We start from the raw sequence: 17,858 nt of genomic DNA, 5'->3' as shown, positions 1-17,858 counted from the left end.
ATAATCGAGCTTACCTGAAAAAACTGATTTGAATTATTAAATATCCAATTTCGATTATGTACTCTATAATTATCTCTGAATGAAGCGCGTCTTCCTGCTCAACTTAATATATATTCTATTTAATAAAATTGAATATTATGTCGATATATATTTAATTTACATCTCATATATTTGCTTTACTTTCTCCAGAGGTAGAACATGTCCGAAATAGTAAGTGTTAGTGGAGGTCCGACAAAGCCCGAAATCATTGCGGTATCCCTTTTCAAACTGGGGCTGCGGGATGGAGATCGGTTTGCAGACGTAGGCTGCGGAACGGGATCGGTCTCAATTGAAGCAGCAAAAATTACCCGAAACCTGAATATCTATGCGATAGATGCGCGAAATGAAGCTTTAAGAGCTACTGAAACTAATTTCAAGAATTTCAATATAGAAAACGCCAGAATTTTAGCTGGTGAAGCCTCGGATCTCCTTAATTCGGAAGATTTTACTGACTTTATCGACTGTGCTTTTGTCGGCGGAACAAAGAACATTGACTCGGTACTGGAGATACTCGTTAAGAAAAAAGCTCGAAGTATTGTGGTAAATGCTGTCCGTATCGAGACGGTTGTCAGAACAATTGAGGCAATGAAAAGACTCGGGATTTTTGATGAGGTAGTTCACGTTTCGGTCTCGAGAAGTGCACCAATTGCCGGAGAAACGATGTTTAAACCCGAAAATCCCGTATATATTATTGTCGGAAAAAAGCAAAACTGAAAATTTTCTTATAATTTAATCCTGCTTTAGATTTATTTTTATAACTTACGGAGCAATAGTATGTTAATAGGAGTAGGACTTGGTCCCGGAGACCCTGAACTTCTGACCCTCAAAGCAGTGGACGTTTTGAAAAATAGCGATAAGGTATATGTCCCAGGCCGCATGGCAAAAGATTTGGTGGCTCCTTATGCAGATGCCGAAATCCTGGAATTTCCCATGATAAGAGACATTGAAGTTCTCAATGCTCTCTGGAAGGAAAATGCTGACAGGGTGGCAGAAGAGGCGAGAAAAGGCACTGTGGCTTTCGGGCTTATCGGCGACCCTAACTTTTTCTCTACGTATTCTCATCTAAAAAAGGTGATGCGCAAATACTATCCTGACGTTGAACTTGCAACTGTGCCTGGAATAAGTTCAATTACCTCCTTTGCTGCTAGGACTGATGTCGCGGTTGAGAGCTCTTTTGAAGTTAGCGATGGCTCTGAGGTGGGGTATAAGATTCACCTGAAAGCGACGCAGCCGAAAGCTATAGTTAAACAGCTTGAAGCTGAAGGATACACGGAATTTATCTTTGCAGAAAGACTCTTTTCGGACAACGAGCTTATAATCCGCAAGAAAGAAGAAATCCCGGAAGAAGGGAATTACTTCAGTATCATTTATGGAAAGAAATAAATCACCCTGCGTAATAATCGCGGAACTCAGTACAATCTAGAACAAAAACATGAAATAGAGGGAATGGTCAGATGGAAAGAAAAGTGTATTTTGTGGGGGCAGGCCCAGGGAATCCGAAGCTTATTACTGTGCTCGGGCGTGAACTGCTTGAAAAAGCCGACCTTGTAATGTATGCAGGTTCTCTGGTAAATCCCGAAGTCCTTAATTATACGCAGGGAGAAACAGTGGACAGCTATGGGCTGACCCTTGACGAAACCACTAAAATAATTGTGGATGCAGTTGATGCCGGAAAATTCGTTGTTCGTCTCCACAGCGGAGACCCATCTCTTTACGGCTCCGTCATAGAGCAGATGGAAGAACTTAGAAAGTATGATATCGAAGTCGAAAGGGTTGCCGGAGTTTCCTCGGTTTTTGCAAGCGCTGCTGCTCTTGGTACACAACTGACTCTTAACGGCGTTTCAGATACTCTCATCATTACTCGCCCTGCCGGAAAAACCCTGGAAAAAGACCTTATCCCTGAGCTTTCTGCCTACAATACTACTATGGCAATCTTCCTTGGTACACAGAAGATCAAGGAAATTATGGAGAAGGTCCGTTGCCCGAAGGACACACCTGTAGCAGTGGTTTTCCACGCGTCCTGGGAGGATGAAGAGATTATTACAGGAACAGTGGAAGATATTGCAGACAAGGTTAAAGAAGCAGGAATTAAACGCTCTGCAATGATAATTATCGGTGGAGTTGTTGATCCTAAAAACTACAGGAGGTCCTACTTATACGGAGTAGCCCAGGAGCCGTTGTAATCACTTTTGAGAGAAATAGGGAGATTGCGACAAGGATAGCAGAACACCTTAAAGCCGATCTGCTCCTCTATGAGAAGGGCATATTCAAAAAAGCTTTTGAAAACTATGGTGCAATAATTGCAGTCTTTGCCACAGGCATAGTGGTAAGGGATATTGCTCCCCTTCTCAATAACAAGTGGTCTGATCCCGCCGTGGTTGTGGTTGATTCAAATTTAAACTTTGCAATCCCACTGCTTGGAGGGCATCACGGCGCGAATGAGATTGCTCGAAAAATTTCTGAACTCGGAGCAGTCCCTGTACTTACGACGGCGACCGAAGTTCATGGTAAGCCCTCAGTCGAGGGCATTGCCGACAGGTTAAGCTGCGAGATCTTCAATAAAGAATCCACTGTAGCTGTAAACTGTGCACTCCTTGATCAGGAAATAGAAGTTCTTGAAGTTAAGGGTCCCAGAATTGTTGTTGTGGATGAAGATGTATCAGTGCTGGTAAAAAGGCGGCAGGAGAATATAGGAGTAAAAGGTGACAGCAGTAATAATAGCTAACTGAACTGTCAATTACTTCTTTATACTTACGTGAATTAGCCTGATCGGGACTATATTAAGAGTCTGAGACGATAACGAATGATTATAGGAATCGGAACTCGCAGGGGCATTACAAAAGAAGAGGTTGTTGAAGCTGTAAAGCAGGCTCTTGATGAGTACAACCTGAGCCTTATAGAAGTTACAGCTTTAGCTTCTGCGAAACTTAAGGAAAATGAACAGGGGCTTCTGGAAGCGGGAGAGATGCTCGGCATTCCGGTGAATTTTTTACCGGATGAGCTGTTAAATAGCTATAACCCCCCTTCATCCTCCCAGGCTTCCCGCTTTGGATTAAAAGGAGTTGCAGAACCTGCAGCTCTGGCCCTTTCTGAAGAAAAACAATTAATTTGCAGGAAGAAAGTCTATGGCAGAGTCACAATCGCAATCGCAAGATAAAACAACCGGAGGAAAACTTTACATCGTAGGCATCGGGCCGGGATCTGTAGAACAGATGACGGTCAAAGCCAGGGATGTAATCCTTAACGCCGATTATATTCTCGGGAACAGCACTTACCTGGACCAGATAGCAAGCCTTCTCGGAACCCAGGAAGTAATCCGCAGTTATATGGGTAAAGAGGTGGATAGAGCAAGAAAAGCTGTGGAGCTCGCAAAAGTTGCGAATGTTGTTATGGTCAGCGGCGGAGATACCAACGTCTACGGCATGGCAGGTATCGTGCTTGAGGTTGCTGAGCACGAGGAACTTGAAGTTGATATAGAGATTCTTCCTGGAGTCACGGCAATTTTAGCCGGGGCTAGTATGCTCGGTGCACCGGTTGTAACGGACTTTGCAGTGATAAGCCTGAGTGATCTCCTTACTCCCTGGGATGTTATTGAAAAAAGGCTTAATCTTTCTGCAGAAGCCGATTTCGTTATAGCTCTTTACAATCCAAAGAGCCGCAAGAGACAGTCTAACTTCTCCAGAGCCATTGAAATTATCCGACAGTACAAAGCTGACTCCGTGCCTGTAGGGCTTGTGAAGAACGCTCTGAGAGGAGAAGGCGAGGGCAGGATTGTAACTACTCTCGGAAAGGTCATGGAGTACGAAGATTGGGTAGATATGAGCACTACGATCCTTATCGGAAATGGAGACTCCAGAATCTGGAGTTCTCAAAAGAAGGATTTCATAATCACTCCCAGGGGGTATCACAAGAAGTATGACTACTGAACAGAATGCCACTGAGAAGGCTGGAAACCTCGAAAACCTCGAAGAATTTACCGAGCTTACGGTTGATGTTAATCCCGAACTTGTGAGTATCTGTAAAGACTCCGGGGCAAGAACTGAAGAAGCCAAAGCCATCTATATGAAAAGCCGGACAATGATCCAGGAAATTATCGGCAACAAGACACCTGAAGATCGCTTCCGCCAGCGCTGCGTTATTGCAACAGGAGACCTTTCCGTAGCAGATATTATGCGTTTTATGCATGACCCCATCCCTGCAGGTGTGGATGCAATTAAAAAGGGTGCCCCGATTTTCGTGGACATTAACATGGTAAAAGCCGGAATTACAAAAACCGGACACAAATCCGAGATTATCTGCGTGCTCGATGAAGATCCGAATGCTGAAATTGCTAACAGGTACGGAATTACGCGCACATCAGCAGGTTTCCTGGCTGCCCGCGACCGACTCGATGGGAGTATTATTGCAATAGGAAATGCTCCTTCTGCCCTTATCATGGTCTGCAAACTTATAGAAAAAGGTGTAAGACCAGCTCTTATCATCGGGCTCCCGGTAGGTTTTGTGAACGCAGCCGAATCCAGAGAAATGGTCAGAAACCTGAGTATTCCCGTGCCCTCTATAAGCTGTGTAGGGACAAGAGGTGGAACACCTATGGCAGTTGCATGTGTTAACGAGCTCGTAGCAATCGCAAGAGAAAGTGAAGAGTAATACTTTCTCTATTTTCTTCTCTTTTCTGTTTTCCCTCATTTTTACTTTCAATGAGTTCAGTTAACTGTTTTACTTCCTAGTATACTCCTTCTCATTTGATATATATAAGAAAAGCTATGATTAGAGCAGGATAAATTTGTAGATCTTGTTTTGAGTATGTTACTGCTATCCTCTGAAAAAAGTAAGGTGTGATAAATGGTAGCTGAAGGTATTCTTATATTTATCTAATTGAACAGGATTTGCACCTTCAGGGGATGGATCAGAACCTACCGATCCATAAAGCCCCTGGTTTTTATCTCTATCTAGCTTTCTTAAATAAACCACTGAATATGATTCTGGCGTATCATCCAGAGTCCTACCAGGATAAGTACTATTCCCGCTCCCTTTTTGAGAATCGCATCCCACCTTGAAATAAGTCGAATTCTAGAGGAAGAAAAGTGGGCTGAATATGCGAGCAAGAGCATTGGCATAGCAAATCCCAGTGAGTAAATTGAAAGCGTAAATGCGCCGTTAGCCAAGTTTCCCTCCAGAGCTACCATAGTCAGGATAGAAGCCAGAAACGGGCCAACACACGGTATCCAGAGCACACCGAGGGAAAACCCGAGCAAAAGTCCGGAAAGAGATCCCTCTCCATTCATTCCTGATAGCAGGGGGAATCTTGAAAATACATTGAAAAGGCTTATATTAAAAAGTATTGCAATACCCATTAAAAGGATAAAGTTCCCTGCCAGAATCTTCAACTGGTTTATATAAGTCTGGAAAGCTGCACCAAAAGCCGATGTTACTACTCCCATTATAGTAAAGGATATCGAAACTCCGATTACTATCGCAAAGGGCCTTAGTTTTCCTCTTCCTGCAGACGTTGCCAGGACTGCAGGCAGAAGTGGGAGAATACATGGGGAGAAGACACTGAGAATTCCTGCAGCAAATGCAGCTAAGATATTGATAATTCCTGTGCCAAATGCAGCCTGAGGGGAAATTACATCATAAAACATGGTTCTTCAGGTTTGTTGTTTTAGTTTTTGTTTTATAGTACAGTTTTTATCGAATCTTAAGGTTGCTGGAAACCAGTCTTCAAGTATGCAGGTCTCTTAGGTAAGTCTATTCGTAGGCTTTTTTCGGTTAAGACTTATTTTTCTCAGCCTGGATAAGAGCGTGATTCATAACATCTTCAAGTACGCCTTTTTCTGTGGCACCTAGAATCCTTGCCTGGAGCCTGTCTGTGGTAACGCTTCCATCTGGCTTCATATAGATGTATTTTCCGTCCTTAATACCCACGATTACAGTCGAGTCAGGGATATAGCCTATTCCGAAATAGACTGCAAGCTCGTGGCTCCTGTCTATATCTACAGAGATGACCCTGGCTCTTCCTTCGTATTCTGTTGCCAGTTCTTGAAGCATGGGTTTCATGGCATTGCATGGCCCACATCTTTCAGACCCGATTTTCATAAGAACTGGCCCCTGATGGATGGATGTGTTTATCTGTTCAAGGTTGGTCACCTCAACAACACCACCTTCCTCCTGGGTTTCCTGAAGGGTTGCGTTCTGTTCAGGCTCGGTTGCCTCAATAACGCCAGTTCCTTCCTTAATTGCCTGGGTGCTTGTAGAGTTTTCCTGACTTTCTTCAGTACAGCCCGCAGTAAAAATTATAGCTGCAAGGAGAACCAATAGTATAACCGATTTCTTCATGTTCTCAACGTTAATCTTTTATTTTGTAATATTTTGCCTATATGTTGTATTTTACCTATATGTTGTAATTGCACATAACGCAACAACCACATGTTATGTGCAAATAGTTCTCTCTTTTCACAAACAACCTTTATTTTGTTGATTGTGAAATCCTAATTCTGAAGTAGAATTCATCAATAAACCTCAAATAATTAACCATTAGGAGAGGGAAAAATGACCAGTTTAAGAGGCTCTCAGTATGCAGAAAATATATTAAATTAGACTTAAATGACAGAATTATGAAAACAAAAGTAAGAATTCATGGAAAAACAGAGAAGGAAAAATAGAGAAGGAAAAATAATATAAGAAGAAAAAGAAATCTCAAAGCAGCTAATTATATAGCCTTAGTCAGCCTCTTGAAAGAGGTTAGCTGCTAAGAAGTTAGCCGATTGGAAAAATTAAAAATCAGGAAAAATTGCAAACTTTTTCCTTGTATTATTCTTTTCTTATTTCTGTTCTACCTTACTCCTCTTCCAGAGTCTTTTCTACTGCGGTAATAACGGCTTCAAAGTTTTTCTGCCATTCAGTACTGTGTTCAAGCAGACCCTGGACAATAGTGCCTTTATCTTCCATTTCTGCTACTTTGGGTTCAATAGGAAGTCTGGCAAGAATAGGAATATTGAAGTCTTTTGAGGCTTTTTCTACGCCTCCGGTTCCGAACACTTCTATTGGCTTGCCGCAGTGGGGGCAGATAAGCCCATGCATATTGTCAACTAGTCCTATAATAGGTACGTTAAGTTTCTCGGAGAACTTAATTGATTTTCGGACGCTTATCAGAGCTACGTCCTGAGGGGTTGTAACAAGCACTGAACCATCGCAATTGGGAATCAGCTGCGCTACACTCAGGGGTTCATCTCCTGTGCCTGGGGGCAGGTCTATAATCAGGAAATCAAGTGCTCCCCAGCTAACTTCTTCCAGAAACTGTTTAATTGCCCCCATTTTGGCAGGTCCTCTCCAGATTATAGGAGAATCTTTGTCTCCAAGCAGAAAACCGACAGACATTACTGAAAGGTTGGGAAGTACCTGGATTGGAAGAATACCTTCCTCATTAACATTGGGCCTTTCAGATTCTAGTCCGAAAATTGTAGGAATAGTTGGGCCGTGGATATCGCAGTCAAGAAGCCCAACTCTGTGTCCACGCAGAGCTAACCCGGCAGCAAGGTTTGCTGCAATTGTGCTTTTCCCTACTCCCCCTTTCCCACTCATTATCATAATCTTGCGTTTGATGCGCCTGAGGTTGACTACTATTTTTGGCTCCTCTGGCTTTTTAGATAAACTCTCAAGTGGTTGAACCTTATCTGTCATTTTTACCGCCTGTTTAATATTTACGTATTTTCCCGGTTTTTAGATTTCTCGTTTACGTGTCAGCATCTTCACTAATGTCAGCGTTCTCAGGATTGATATAATTGCCGCCCTTTATTTCGATTGCTTTTCCTGTGGTAAGGGCGAGAGCTACCTTTGTTCTGGCAGCTTTCAGGTCTTCCCAGAAAGCTCTCCTTGATATTCCTACCCTGATGGCTGCATCTTCCTGCCTGAGTCCCTCAACGTCTACGAGTCTCAGGGCTTCAAGCTCTTCAACTGTAATGGATACAACCTCAAGATTCGACAGTGGGACCCCTCTGGGCTTGAAATATGTGACATTAGGCGTTTGTTCTACACGCCTAGGGCACTTTGGTCTTCCTCTGCATTTTTTCATAGGTTACTTATGCACATTGCAGAATAAATATATAACAATTTCTCTTTTTAAGTAGAAAAATATAAATATTTCCGTACAAAAGAGTGAAATTAAATCAAATGCCTGTCACCCCAGTTAGGATCAATTCTCATGAGAGTATGCATGCAGAAAGATCAGGCAGAAAGCATTTGATATATTCGGCTCTTTTGGAATCCGTATCTTTGCAGGCACAAAAGACAGAACTCTTCAATGGGGTGACAACATGGACTGCCTGAGCAAAACGTGAATATAGAGACCATTAATCAGAATTCTTGTTTCTGGAATTTACTGCTCGGATTTTTCATCTACATTTGGTTTTTCATCTGTCACTCTATGAATATATTATTATATCCCTCTTAGGAATATTTATATCTTTACAGCTTACTTGTGACTATAAACCCTATTTATGTTAATTACCCGGGAGAAAAAAGTGTGCAGTGTGCATTGTGCAGGATTAAGGAATGCGTGAAAGGCAAAAACTGTTCTGTCATTAAATTTGGGCTTGAGTATACGGGCGACGATCTGAAATCAATCCAGATTTCTGCCTGGCTCGAATCCGATCATTTAAAAAGGACAAAACTGGAAGAAATAACGATTTATGCAAAAAAACTTGGATACACGAAAATAGGAATCGCATTCTGTATTGAGTATGAGCGAGAAGCCAGGCTAGTTTATAACATCCTTTCGAGATATTTTGATGTGTTCTCAGTTTGCTGTAAAGTTTCCAGCTTCGAAAAAGCCAGCCTCGGAATTAAGAAATCTGAAGATCTGGAGTTTGAAGCAATTTGTAATCCAATAGGCCAGGCTCAGCTCCTAAATGACGACCTCACCGATCTCAATATCATGATTGGGCTTAAGACAGGTTATGATATTCTCTTCGCAAAATATTCGGAAGCTCCTTCGATAACACTGCCTGTTAAGGAATTGCCTCAGTTAACCGATTCAGAAATCGATATTATAGAATGAGACTTATATAGTAAATTCTTTGGTTCTATAAGTTCAAATCCTGGAGATACACATGCTTGAAAAGTCAAACACATCTGGACCTGATTCTGAGATCGGATCTGAATGCCTGAAGATTCGAGCCCATCACCTTTGCTGCATCCAGGGTTTTCAGGGCTATGGGTACAGCCCGGCTTTTGTAGCCAATCTGCGGGCTGTAATTTCGGACATAAAGGCTTCCCCTTCAAGACCTCTGGAACTTGTATCCGAATGTGATGTAATCTGCGCTTCCTGCCCAAACCAAAGGGAATGCATTGCACAGCAATCAATAGCCTCCCGCAGGATCAGGAATATGGATCTTGTTGTTATGGAGAAATTAAAAATAAAAGAAGGAATTGTTATGAAGGCAGATGAAGCCTTCAGGTTAATCAATTCACAACTTGCCAATGCATCCGATATTGAGGAAGTCTGTGGAACCTGCAAATGGAGACGGAAATGCCTCTGGTATATACGGGATAAAGATAATTATGAAAACAAAACCTGAACTACAGGCTATGAAAGATGAAACCTTTTTCGGATTCGTAAAAATGAAAAACCCTTTTTGACTATTTTTTCTCAAATTTTTACATGGGATTTTTCTACCTGATACTATTATCTTAAACCCGCATTGATCTCGTAGACTTTTGAAAGAAACTCGATATTCTGAACTGCGTTCTGTTCTATCCCGAGTTCATATGGGGTAATGCCAAGAGCAAGACCCAGTAGCTGGGTATAATGCAGAACCGGGATTGAATAGTCCGTTCCGAATTTCTCATTGACTGCAAGCTGTCCCCTATCAAATTGAAGATGACAGAAAGGACATGCATTGACAATACAGTCCACTCCTGCTTGCCGAATACAGGCGAGTTTATGCTCAAGCATCTCAAGGGACTCGGCAGCATGCCCTGAACGTACTCCTCCTCCTGCTCCACAGCACATCATCTTGTCGGTATAATCTACACTTTTTGCACCTGTAGCTTCAACAAGCTCATCAAAGAAAACCGGAGCATCTGTTTCCCCAAGTTTACGGTCTTTTGAAGGTTTGATAAGATGGCATCCGTAGTGCAGTGCCACTTTAAGGCCAAGCGGGATTGTGACATGCTCCTTGAGTTTCTCAGGTCCAAATTCCTTATATAAAAATTCGACTATATGCCTCACTTCAACAGTACCCTTGAATTCCATTCCGATTTCTTTAAGGCACCTGTTCGTGCGCGCCTTTAGCTCAGGATCCTTTTTCAACTCTAAATTGGCATCTGCCAGGGAGCCATAGCAGCCATTGCAGACTGTGAGGATATCCCTTTCCAGCTTTTCTGAGAGAACTATATTCCGGCTGGCAAGGGCAAGCCAGGTAGCTTTATCAAAGGACTTGAAGACTCCTGGAGCGGGACAGCAGGAGGCTCCAGGTAGGTCGGCTGCATCTATATTAAGCTTCTGCAGGCAGAGTTTAGTTGCTTTTTCAATTCCCGGGTAACGATTGTGTACAATACATCCAAGAAATAGAGATAGTTTCTCCATATTCTGCCTCCTTAATTTTCAGCCGTCAGTTCGTCAAATTTGCAGGCTTTGAGAAGACTTCTTACCTCTTGAAGGGCTTCAGAATACTTTTGGACGGTCTCAGGTATGGGATCAAGCCCAAGCTCTTCCCTTTTATGTTTTGTCTCTTCGTCCAGAGGGACTGCATGCCCGCACTCTGCAACCATTTCCGATATTCGCCTGTGCTCGGGAAGCATGAAACCTTCTTTTATCGCGAGCCTCCTGAGTTCAAGGAGAGCATCAGTAATTGGTATGTCGCGTGGGCAGCGCTCCTGGCAGGTATAGCAGGTGGTGCAGAGCCAGAGAGCATCATCTGAAAGGACTGCCACCCTGTTCTTGCGTGCATCCCGAAGAATTCTTCGCGTGTTAAGCCCGGTATGCCTTCCAGAAGGGCAACTTCCTGTGCATGTGCCACATTGCATGCAGGAGAGTAAGTCAAGCCCTGCAGCCTTTAATTCTTTTGACAATTCTTCACTCATACAGGTTCACTGTCTGATTCAATCGATTCATCCTTTTTAGAAAAGAAAGGTAAGCAAAAAATAATGAGATCAAGAGAAAACTCCGCAGCAGGAAGTGATCTGCGAATTTTCACAATAAACAGACATTTTCCTGTCAAATTTCCTCGTAACAAGCGTTTTTCCAGCTTCCTTACTCGTCAATTCTCTAATCACAAATTTTTCTCATACTGATTATTTCTCTCATAATATTTAACATAAACTAAATCTGTTCGGAATTATTGATAATAGTTAAAAACTCGGATAAAGACTGGCAATTATGAGTTATCAAGGTTTATTTTTACTCATCAGTTATCAGAATCACTTTTATTAGAATTATTTTTTACTGATTAATTATAAGTTTTTTACTAAAAATTACAAATTTGTCTTTATTTATCAAGAATTATAAATTTGTCTTCATTTATCAAGAATTGTGAATTTGCTTTACTGACCAGATTAAATAATTTATTTTATCGGTAATTCCATTAGTGAATTATAAATTGTACCTTCAGGCAGAGATTATTATTTGATTCATCATCTGTGCCTTTAGATATATTATATCTTCTATTATATAAAAATAAGTTTTCTAAGCGGTGTTCATTCTCTCGGATTTAAAATTATCCCTTCATCGTTCTTTTTTCTGTATATTTTTCATCTTTTTGCAAGGTCCTATCAGGAAAAATTTATTCCCAGGTCTTTAAGTTGATTAAGCCTTGCAAGGTTTATCATCAGTGGTGTAAGCGATTCAATAGTGCTTGCCTGTTTAAGAGGTCCTCCATCCAGGGGCTTCAGGCATCCCATATGCTCTGTAAGCTCCATGACCAGCTTCTTTGCTTCTTCGTCATCACTGCATACTATTGCGTCATGTACAGCCTTGCATTTTACTATATCCCTCAATTTCCCTGCAGGGATATTATGGAAGGCTGCCACAACTTTCGTAGAAGACGGGACTCTTTTCTGAATTGCAAGGGCGGCTGAGCCTTCTTCCGGGGGCTTATATACGAATAAATTTCCTTCCTTTACCATCGGGACTACTGGAGTGATAAGAATCTTATTTTCAATAGCCTCCTGAATCTCATTCAGCAGAGGTAAAACATGGTCAAAACGAATAGTAAGGATTACTACATCAGCAACCTGTGCGGCTTCAAGGTTACTGCTTCCTGTTACGCTTGTTTCGGATGTATCAAATCCGCAGTTCTCAAGTTCGGATAAAGCTTTTTTTGCGGCTTCATCGGCTGCTTCCCTGGATCTGGACCCTATAATTACCTCGTTTTTTACACCTTCAGCCATAAGGTTTTGAAGTGCCAGCCTGAGCACCATACCCTCCCCTATGTTTCCGGTTCCTCCCAGGACAGCTATTTTCAATTTCTCAGAATCCAATTTGAACTATACCTCCAGTTTGCTATATCTTCCATAAAATATATCCGAGAGTTAATATAACTTCTGTCTTCAATAGTGAATTTCCAGAATTAAGAAGCTTAATTATTAGCCTCACTTCTCTCACATACTTCTTCTCTTCCCCTCAATACCCCTGTTAAATTGGAGAAGTTTTGAGATGTATGCAGTGTATTTCTTCAAAATCCTGTTACCCGAGTTTTCATTCAAGCAGCAAAACCCCGACACATGTAGTTCTCTCAGGCTTGCAGAACTCAAGTACAAGTCCTGCTTTTTCCATTGCCTTCTGAAGGTTTATTCCTACAGCTTCAGGTGCAAAGCGTCTCAATTCCGGTTTTATGCACTTTTCAAGGTTACATATATCGCACTCGTTACAGGAGCCGGGTCTCAGGAGATGGGCAAAAGTGAAACCTTCCCTGAAGGCTTCATATTCAAGTTCCAACATTTTATGGAAAGAATCCTTACGAATTTCTCCCCAGGCTTCCAGTATATCTGGAATCTGTGAAGTATCGCGTTCATCGACAAGTAGAAGCGCGCTGCTGTATTCCCCTATAATTTTTCTGAAATCCTCCACCGTCATGATATGAGGAGGGCAGCTCAACCTCTTTCCATAACCTCTGCAACCGTAAGCACATTTCAGGGCAATCCTGTTCTCAACCGGAATATCCCCTGCATTCACGAAATAAGCTTTGAGCCCCATCTCTGAAGCCTTCTCAATAAGACCTTCGAATTTTCCTAACATGATAACCCCTTATCAAAAAGCCCTTTTGTATCCTTTTAATTGCTACTTTTTAATTTGTATCCTTTTAATTTGCTTCCTTTCTAATTATTTTTTCTGTTTTCAAAAGTGAACTGAAATTCTACTACCTCGAAAATCCTTTCTATCTTTTTAAGTGAGCGATGTAAGAAATAGAAATTTTTGTTGGAGAAGTAACAATTACTGGGGTAGGGAATAAGAAATCCTGCGAGAAAACCAGAATGAAATAAAGTTTTTGTTACGAGGAATAACAGTTATTATGCATATCTATTATGTACATTTATACATCATTATAATTTCCCATTATATTCCCCACTACAGGTTACACTTCTATAATTGACAACTGATATATTAGTAAAAGGGACCCTTATGATTAAGAAAGTACCTTTAACCGAACTGAAAAATCGCATGTATAATTTTAGAAAGCAAATGGATATCTCAAATCCAGAATGGGAGATAGCTGTCATCTTCAGTAAAATAAACCTTTATTATTTTACGGGTACAATGCAGGATGGAATGTTAATTATTCCCAGGCACGGGGAAGCAACCTTATGGGCACGCCGCAGTTATGAAAGAGCCTTGGACGAATCTCTTTTTCCCAGCATAGAACCTATGAATAGCTTTCGTGATGCTGCAAAAAGTATAAATGTGCTTCCGGATACGGTATACCTGGAAACGGAGGTAGTTCCTCTGGCTCTGTACCAGAGATTCCAGAAATACTTCCCTTTTAATAATTTCAAACCCGTAGACCCCCAGATTTGTGCTGTCAGAGCAATAAAAAGCGAATATGAACTTTCCCTGATAAGAGAAGCCGGCAGGATTCACCAGCATGTGCTGGAAGAGCTTGTACCTGAAATGCTGCAGGAAGGAATGAGTGAAAGCGACCTGGCAACCAAATTGTTTTCAGTTCTTGTAGAAGAAGGTCATCACGGAGCATGCCGTTTTGGCATGTTTGATACAGAAATGATTCTGGGAAATGTCTGTTTTGGTGAAAGCTCCATCTATCCGACTTATTTTAACGGGCCCGGAGGGAAGTACGGGTTATGCCCTGCAGCACCTGTGCTAGGCAGCCGTGACAGAAAATTGAGGAAAGGAGACCTTGTCTTTGTTGATGTCGGATGTGGGGTTGATGGTTATCACACGGATAAAACCACGACATATATGTTTGGCTCTCCCCTTCCACAACATGCCATAGATGCCCATAATAAATGTGTGGCTATACAAAACGAAGCTGCCTCAATGTTAAAACCCGGCACAATTCCCTCAGAAATCTACACTACAATCATGAATAAGCTTGATTCAGAATTCCTGCAAAACTTTATGGGTTTTGGCGACCGTAAAGTAAAATTCCTCGGGCACGGAGTCGGACTGCTAATTGATGAAACTCCTGTAATCGCAGAAGGTTTTGATGAACCCCTTCAGGAAGGAATGGTATTTGCCCTGGAACCTAAAAAAGGGATTGAAAACATCGGAATGGTAGGAATCGAGAACACTTTTATAGTGACTGCTAAAGGTGGAGAATGCATTACAGGGAACAATCCGGGCTTGATTCCTGTATTTTAATTTCGAATCAAGCATGTAGGGAGGTTCCTTATCAGCTGGATAATCTTATTTCCAGATGCCTGAAAACGGCATCTTTCTTTTCTGAAAATTTTAGATAGATATATTGCTTGATGCGATTATGTTGTGCAGAAACTGTAATGGAAATAAAAGATATAAATTCTAATAAGTGTATAGCAATATATTATGAAACTTTAGGATGTATTTGGAAAATGCACGGGATTTAATGGTCGCGAATTCATGTTAAGAGGCTTTATTATATGGTATATATGAGATCAGCTCTAAATAAAGCTCCTGAAGTAGTCGGAGTTTTATTTGGACTTGTATTATTTTATTTTTGGCTCATATTTATAGATAAAATAAAAATGTTGTTTTTTTCAGAAGCGGTCCTTGTAGATGGCAACAAGATAATCAAGGCTCAATATTGGGGTCAAATAGATCAATGGCTTGTAGCGGGTCTTATTTTATTTTTTTTAATTTTTGGACACTATTCATTATGTAGTAAGAACATGAGCAGGATTGAAAAAAATCGCGATATTATCGGTATGAAAAGCGCATTAATAGGCTTTGTACTGTGGCTTTTTATAACAATAATAAGTTTTTTATTTAATATTACTGTTACTTATTCCTTCAATATAGTCGGTGGATATATTACGATAATTTTTGTTTACTTTTTGATGAGAAAGAGTTATATCTAACCTTACATTTCGAGATATTATTACTTCCTTACCAAATTGTTTTGGCGTTATTCTTTTCTTTTGTTGGGCATGTACGTTGCTATGTTTTTTGTTAGTTTTATGGTTTAGTGAAGAAAAGGGAATCAAGATTATTTGCTAAAAGCAGGTCAAATTTCAAACGTCGATTAGAACTCTAAAATTCTGTTGTTCTCGATAAGAAAGAAGTGGTTTAATGAGTGTTAATCAGACTGATGAATCATTCATCATCACAATAAATTTATAGAAAAAGTTTAAAATTATCTTTGAATTTGAAGTTCAAACAAACCTTCCAGAACACATTTGAACTTTACATGCGCTGTGGCAAGTAAATGATAGCTTTAAGAGCACTTAAGGTTTGCTTGATCCTGTCTCTGGAGTAAAGAAAAGAAGTGCATAATATGTGTGAAAAGCAAAAAAGTGAACTCTTAGAGCCAAACGTTGTTTTAGCAGATACACTTATAAATAGCTGCACTAGAGAATATCTAGATGGTACTGGAGACATATATCTAAAGTTTTCTTCCAAATTATACCAGCGTCCTAATGGAAGTCGATACATGAATGTATCATGGTTTGTAAGTGGCTGTCAAACAACTTCTAAAGAATTTCCTTTTCCTGCCCCTTGTGAGATGAAAATAACAATTTGGATAAGTGAACCAATTAATTTGCCTGCAATCGTTCACCAGGTTCCAAGCTCATGTACAGCTTCCGGGGCAGAGATGATCGATGTACCAAGCAGTGGGAACTACAGGACAAACGTGAAATTGGAAGCAAGATGTTACGCATATCTGCCTGTAAAGACTTTAATCGCAATTCAAGAGGGCTCCTGCAATTGTGTTATTTAAACTCAATTTTTGAAAGTTGATGTGTTGAAAAGGCAATGTTGAGTATCTATTTTGAATTTACACTCCTCCAGATTGGTATTTGGGATTATCTAAACTATAATATCTTGATTTCGAGCTAATAGGTTAGACTCAAAAGCTGGATGGGTGTAAATCTAAATTTCTACCTATTATTTAAAATATAAGCCGTGTGGGATCTCTTGGAAGATAGAATTAATACAAAATGTCTTTAAATTGGGGTAAATAAATGAAGATTAATTCCAAAAGATATTTACTGCTCACCCTGTCCCTGATAACCCTCCCCATTTTTATTTCAGGTTGCGCAGAAGAGTCCGGTGCCGAAGAAGTTTCATCTAACACTCAACTCAATGTTGAAGAAATTGTGTCTAACATGCAGATGGAAGTGGACAGTCTTGAAGACTATTCTTTTACCATGTATGTAAATTCAACTTCAAGGCGACAGAATCCAGAAGTGCATGAAATTATATGGAAAAAATCCGATTTAATGAAAACGACTATTTTAAGTCCGGATAAAGATACGGAAGTAATCATGATATCTGACGGAGATTTCCAGTGGATCTATAATTCCGAGCCTGGGACTGTTTTCAAAACAGAGATTTATGATGATTTTAATGATTTGAAACTCTTCGAGCCTGATGTTTATGCTGAGTTTTTAAATGGAATTATTCTTAATGGGAAACTACCTTCCCTCCTAGGGACTGAGAATATCGATGGGAAAAACGCGTATGTACTTGAGCTCACCCCTTCCGAGAAAAATGAATTGTTCCAATGGAAATCAAAAATATGGGTTGACGGCGAAAACTGGATGCTCATCAGGTATGAACTGTATGACAATGAAGGGAATCCTTATCTTGAGATAGAAATCCGGGATGTGAAATTGAATGCTGGAATCCCAGACTTTGAATTTGAATTTAAAGTTCCAGATGGCGCGCAGGTAAAAGTACTGGGGCCTGAAGATCTAAAAAGTGAACCTAAAAAAATGACATTTGAAGAGGCAAAGGAGCTTATTGATTTTAAAATACTCACTCCTGAATATCTCCCTGAGGGCTATGAGTTTGATTATTCAATTATCTCTTCCAGCACGGATACGCCTTATTCAATTTTTGTCCATAGTGGTTTCAGTGTTTTTGCAGGTCAGCATTACGAAAAAATCACCCTCGTGTATACAAAAGGAGACAATGAAATACGTATCATCGAAAGCGTTTCTGAAAAAGGTTTATCTGAAATTCAGAATTTTGGAAGTGAAGGAGAAAATATTCAGGTAAATAACATGAACGGTACGATTTCTCCGATATTTGGTGGAAATATGAAAGCTCTGACCTGGAAAAATGAAGAGCTTGAAGTCACTATTGTCTCTTCTCTCGATAAGGCAGAGTTGCTTAATATAGCAGAATCTTTTTCCTGAAGCTTAATGAGTTCTCAAAAAAGAATGAA

Annotated in this window: 21 protein-coding genes; 13 read left to right on the top strand and 8 right to left on the bottom strand. The window is 40.5% G+C overall.

Features of this window, described 5'->3' with window-relative positions:
• Window positions 1-198 precede the first annotated feature (198 nt).
• The 7 genes from cbiT to AOB57_RS06950 all read left to right on the top strand — a co-directional run bounded on the left by cbiT (window position 199) and on the right by AOB57_RS06950 (window position 4,686).
• On the top strand, window positions 199-753 hold the full coding sequence (gene cbiT, locus AOB57_RS06980) for a precorrin-6Y C5,15-methyltransferase (decarboxylating) subunit CbiT (protein ID WP_054299767.1): 555 nt from the start codon (window positions 199-201) through the stop codon (window positions 751-753).
• A gap of 60 nt (window positions 754-813) precedes the next feature.
• Window positions 814-1,422 (top strand): cobalt-factor II C(20)-methyltransferase, encoded by a 609-nt coding sequence (locus tag AOB57_RS06975; RefSeq protein ID WP_054299768.1) that lies wholly within the window; start codon window positions 814-816, stop codon window positions 1,420-1,422.
• A gap of 71 nt (window positions 1,423-1,493) precedes the next feature.
• A complete protein-coding gene (locus AOB57_RS06970) occupies window positions 1,494-2,222 on the top strand; it encodes a cobalt-precorrin-4/precorrin-4 C(11)-methyltransferase (RefSeq protein ID WP_054299769.1) in 729 nt (242 codons plus the stop codon).
• 23 nt (window positions 2,223-2,245) lie between these two features.
• Window positions 2,246-2,764 carry a cobalamin biosynthesis protein CbiG gene (locus AOB57_RS06965; protein ID WP_319592652.1) on the top strand — a complete coding sequence of 173 codons (519 nt, stop codon included), beginning with the start codon at window positions 2,246-2,248 and terminating at the stop codon, window positions 2,762-2,764.
• Window positions 2,765-2,842: 78 nt separating this feature from the next.
• Window positions 2,843-3,196, top strand: coding sequence for a cobalamin biosynthesis protein (locus tag AOB57_RS06960; RefSeq protein ID WP_054299771.1), 354 nt, complete (start codon window positions 2,843-2,845; stop codon window positions 3,194-3,196).
• A complete protein-coding gene (cobJ, locus tag AOB57_RS06955; protein ID WP_054299772.1) occupies window positions 3,165-3,965 on the top strand; it encodes a precorrin-3B C(17)-methyltransferase in 801 nt (266 codons plus the stop codon). Before AOB57_RS06960 ends, cobJ begins: the two co-directional genes overlap by 32 nt.
• Complete coding sequence (locus tag AOB57_RS06950; RefSeq protein ID WP_054299773.1) at window positions 3,955-4,686, top strand: precorrin-8X methylmutase; 732 nt, start codon at window positions 3,955-3,957, stop codon at window positions 4,684-4,686. The genes cobJ and AOB57_RS06950 overlap by 11 nt, the downstream gene beginning before the upstream one ends.
• 311 nt (window positions 4,687-4,997) lie before the next feature.
• Here the strand turns inward: AOB57_RS06950 and AOB57_RS06945 are convergent, their stop codons facing one another.
• The 4 genes from AOB57_RS06945 to AOB57_RS06930 form a co-directional block, all read right to left on the bottom strand.
• Complete coding sequence (locus AOB57_RS06945) at window positions 4,998-5,681, bottom strand: cytochrome c biogenesis CcdA family protein (protein WP_054299774.1); 684 nt, start codon at window positions 5,679-5,681, stop codon at window positions 4,998-5,000.
• Between the two features lie 127 nt (window positions 5,682-5,808).
• Complete coding sequence (locus AOB57_RS06940) at window positions 5,809-6,375, bottom strand: thioredoxin family protein (protein ID WP_054299775.1); 567 nt, start codon at window positions 6,373-6,375, stop codon at window positions 5,809-5,811.
• 501 nt (window positions 6,376-6,876) lie between these two features.
• Window positions 6,877-7,719 (bottom strand): Mrp/NBP35 family ATP-binding protein, encoded by an 843-nt coding sequence (locus AOB57_RS06935; RefSeq protein ID WP_054299776.1) that lies wholly within the window; start codon window positions 7,717-7,719, stop codon window positions 6,877-6,879.
• Window positions 7,720-7,771: 52 nt separating this feature from the next.
• Window positions 7,772-8,110 carry a DUF134 domain-containing protein gene (locus AOB57_RS06930; RefSeq protein WP_054299777.1) on the bottom strand — a complete coding sequence of 113 codons (339 nt, stop codon included), beginning with the start codon at window positions 8,108-8,110 and terminating at the stop codon, window positions 7,772-7,774.
• A gap of 450 nt (window positions 8,111-8,560) precedes the next feature.
• Here AOB57_RS06930 and AOB57_RS06925 point away from each other — a divergent pair, with 450 nt between their 5' ends.
• Window positions 8,561-9,094, top strand: coding sequence for a DUF1847 domain-containing protein (locus tag AOB57_RS06925; RefSeq protein WP_054299897.1), 534 nt, complete (start codon window positions 8,561-8,563; stop codon window positions 9,092-9,094).
• 52 nt (window positions 9,095-9,146) lie between these two features.
• Window positions 9,147-9,614, top strand: a complete 468-nt coding sequence (locus AOB57_RS06920; protein WP_054299778.1) for a DUF1284 domain-containing protein — start codon at window positions 9,147-9,149, stop codon at window positions 9,612-9,614.
• Between the two features lie 107 nt (window positions 9,615-9,721).
• Here the strand turns inward: AOB57_RS06920 and hdrB are convergent, their stop codons facing one another.
• From hdrB to AOB57_RS06900, 4 genes are all read right to left on the bottom strand, one after another.
• On the bottom strand, window positions 9,722-10,624 hold the full coding sequence (gene hdrB / locus AOB57_RS06915) for a CoB--CoM heterodisulfide reductase subunit B (protein ID WP_054299779.1): 903 nt from the start codon (window positions 10,622-10,624) through the stop codon (window positions 9,722-9,724).
• Window positions 10,625-10,635: 11 nt separating this feature from the next.
• Window positions 10,636-11,121, bottom strand: a complete 486-nt coding sequence (gene hdrC / locus AOB57_RS06910; RefSeq protein WP_054299780.1) for a CoB--CoM heterodisulfide reductase subunit C — start codon at window positions 11,119-11,121, stop codon at window positions 10,636-10,638.
• A 687-nt stretch (window positions 11,122-11,808) separates the two neighbouring features.
• On the bottom strand, window positions 11,809-12,516 hold the full coding sequence (gene npdG / locus AOB57_RS06905) for an NADPH-dependent F420 reductase (protein WP_054299781.1): 708 nt from the start codon (window positions 12,514-12,516) through the stop codon (window positions 11,809-11,811).
• Between the two features lie 217 nt (window positions 12,517-12,733).
• The gene (locus tag AOB57_RS06900; RefSeq protein ID WP_054299782.1) at window positions 12,734-13,273 is read right to left on the bottom strand and encodes a DUF2284 domain-containing protein; all 540 of its coding nucleotides are present in this window, start codon (window positions 13,271-13,273) and stop codon (window positions 12,734-12,736) included.
• Between the two features lie 384 nt (window positions 13,274-13,657).
• On the opposite strand from AOB57_RS06900, the gene AOB57_RS06895 reads away from it, so the two are divergent.
• From AOB57_RS06895 to AOB57_RS06880, 4 genes are all read left to right on the top strand, one after another.
• Window positions 13,658-14,851, top strand: a complete 1,194-nt coding sequence (locus AOB57_RS06895) for a M24 family metallopeptidase (RefSeq protein ID WP_054299783.1) — start codon at window positions 13,658-13,660, stop codon at window positions 14,849-14,851.
• 257 nt (window positions 14,852-15,108) lie between these two features.
• The gene (locus tag AOB57_RS06890) at window positions 15,109-15,546 is read left to right on the top strand and encodes a hypothetical protein (RefSeq protein ID WP_054299784.1); all 438 of its coding nucleotides are present in this window, start codon (window positions 15,109-15,111) and stop codon (window positions 15,544-15,546) included.
• A gap of 644 nt (window positions 15,547-16,190) precedes the next feature.
• Window positions 16,191-16,406, top strand: coding sequence for a hypothetical protein (locus AOB57_RS06885; RefSeq protein ID WP_167829569.1), 216 nt, complete (start codon window positions 16,191-16,193; stop codon window positions 16,404-16,406).
• A gap of 244 nt (window positions 16,407-16,650) precedes the next feature.
• Window positions 16,651-17,829 carry an outer membrane lipoprotein-sorting protein gene (locus AOB57_RS06880; protein WP_054299786.1) on the top strand — a complete coding sequence of 393 codons (1,179 nt, stop codon included), beginning with the start codon at window positions 16,651-16,653 and terminating at the stop codon, window positions 17,827-17,829.
• Window positions 17,830-17,858 lie beyond the last annotated feature (29 nt).

Origin of the sequence: Methanosarcina flavescens, from assembly GCF_001304615.2 — an archaeon.
Lineage (GTDB): Archaea > Halobacteriota > Methanosarcinia > Methanosarcinales > Methanosarcinaceae > Methanosarcina > Methanosarcina flavescens.
This window is presented reverse-complemented; position numbering and strand designations above follow the sequence as displayed.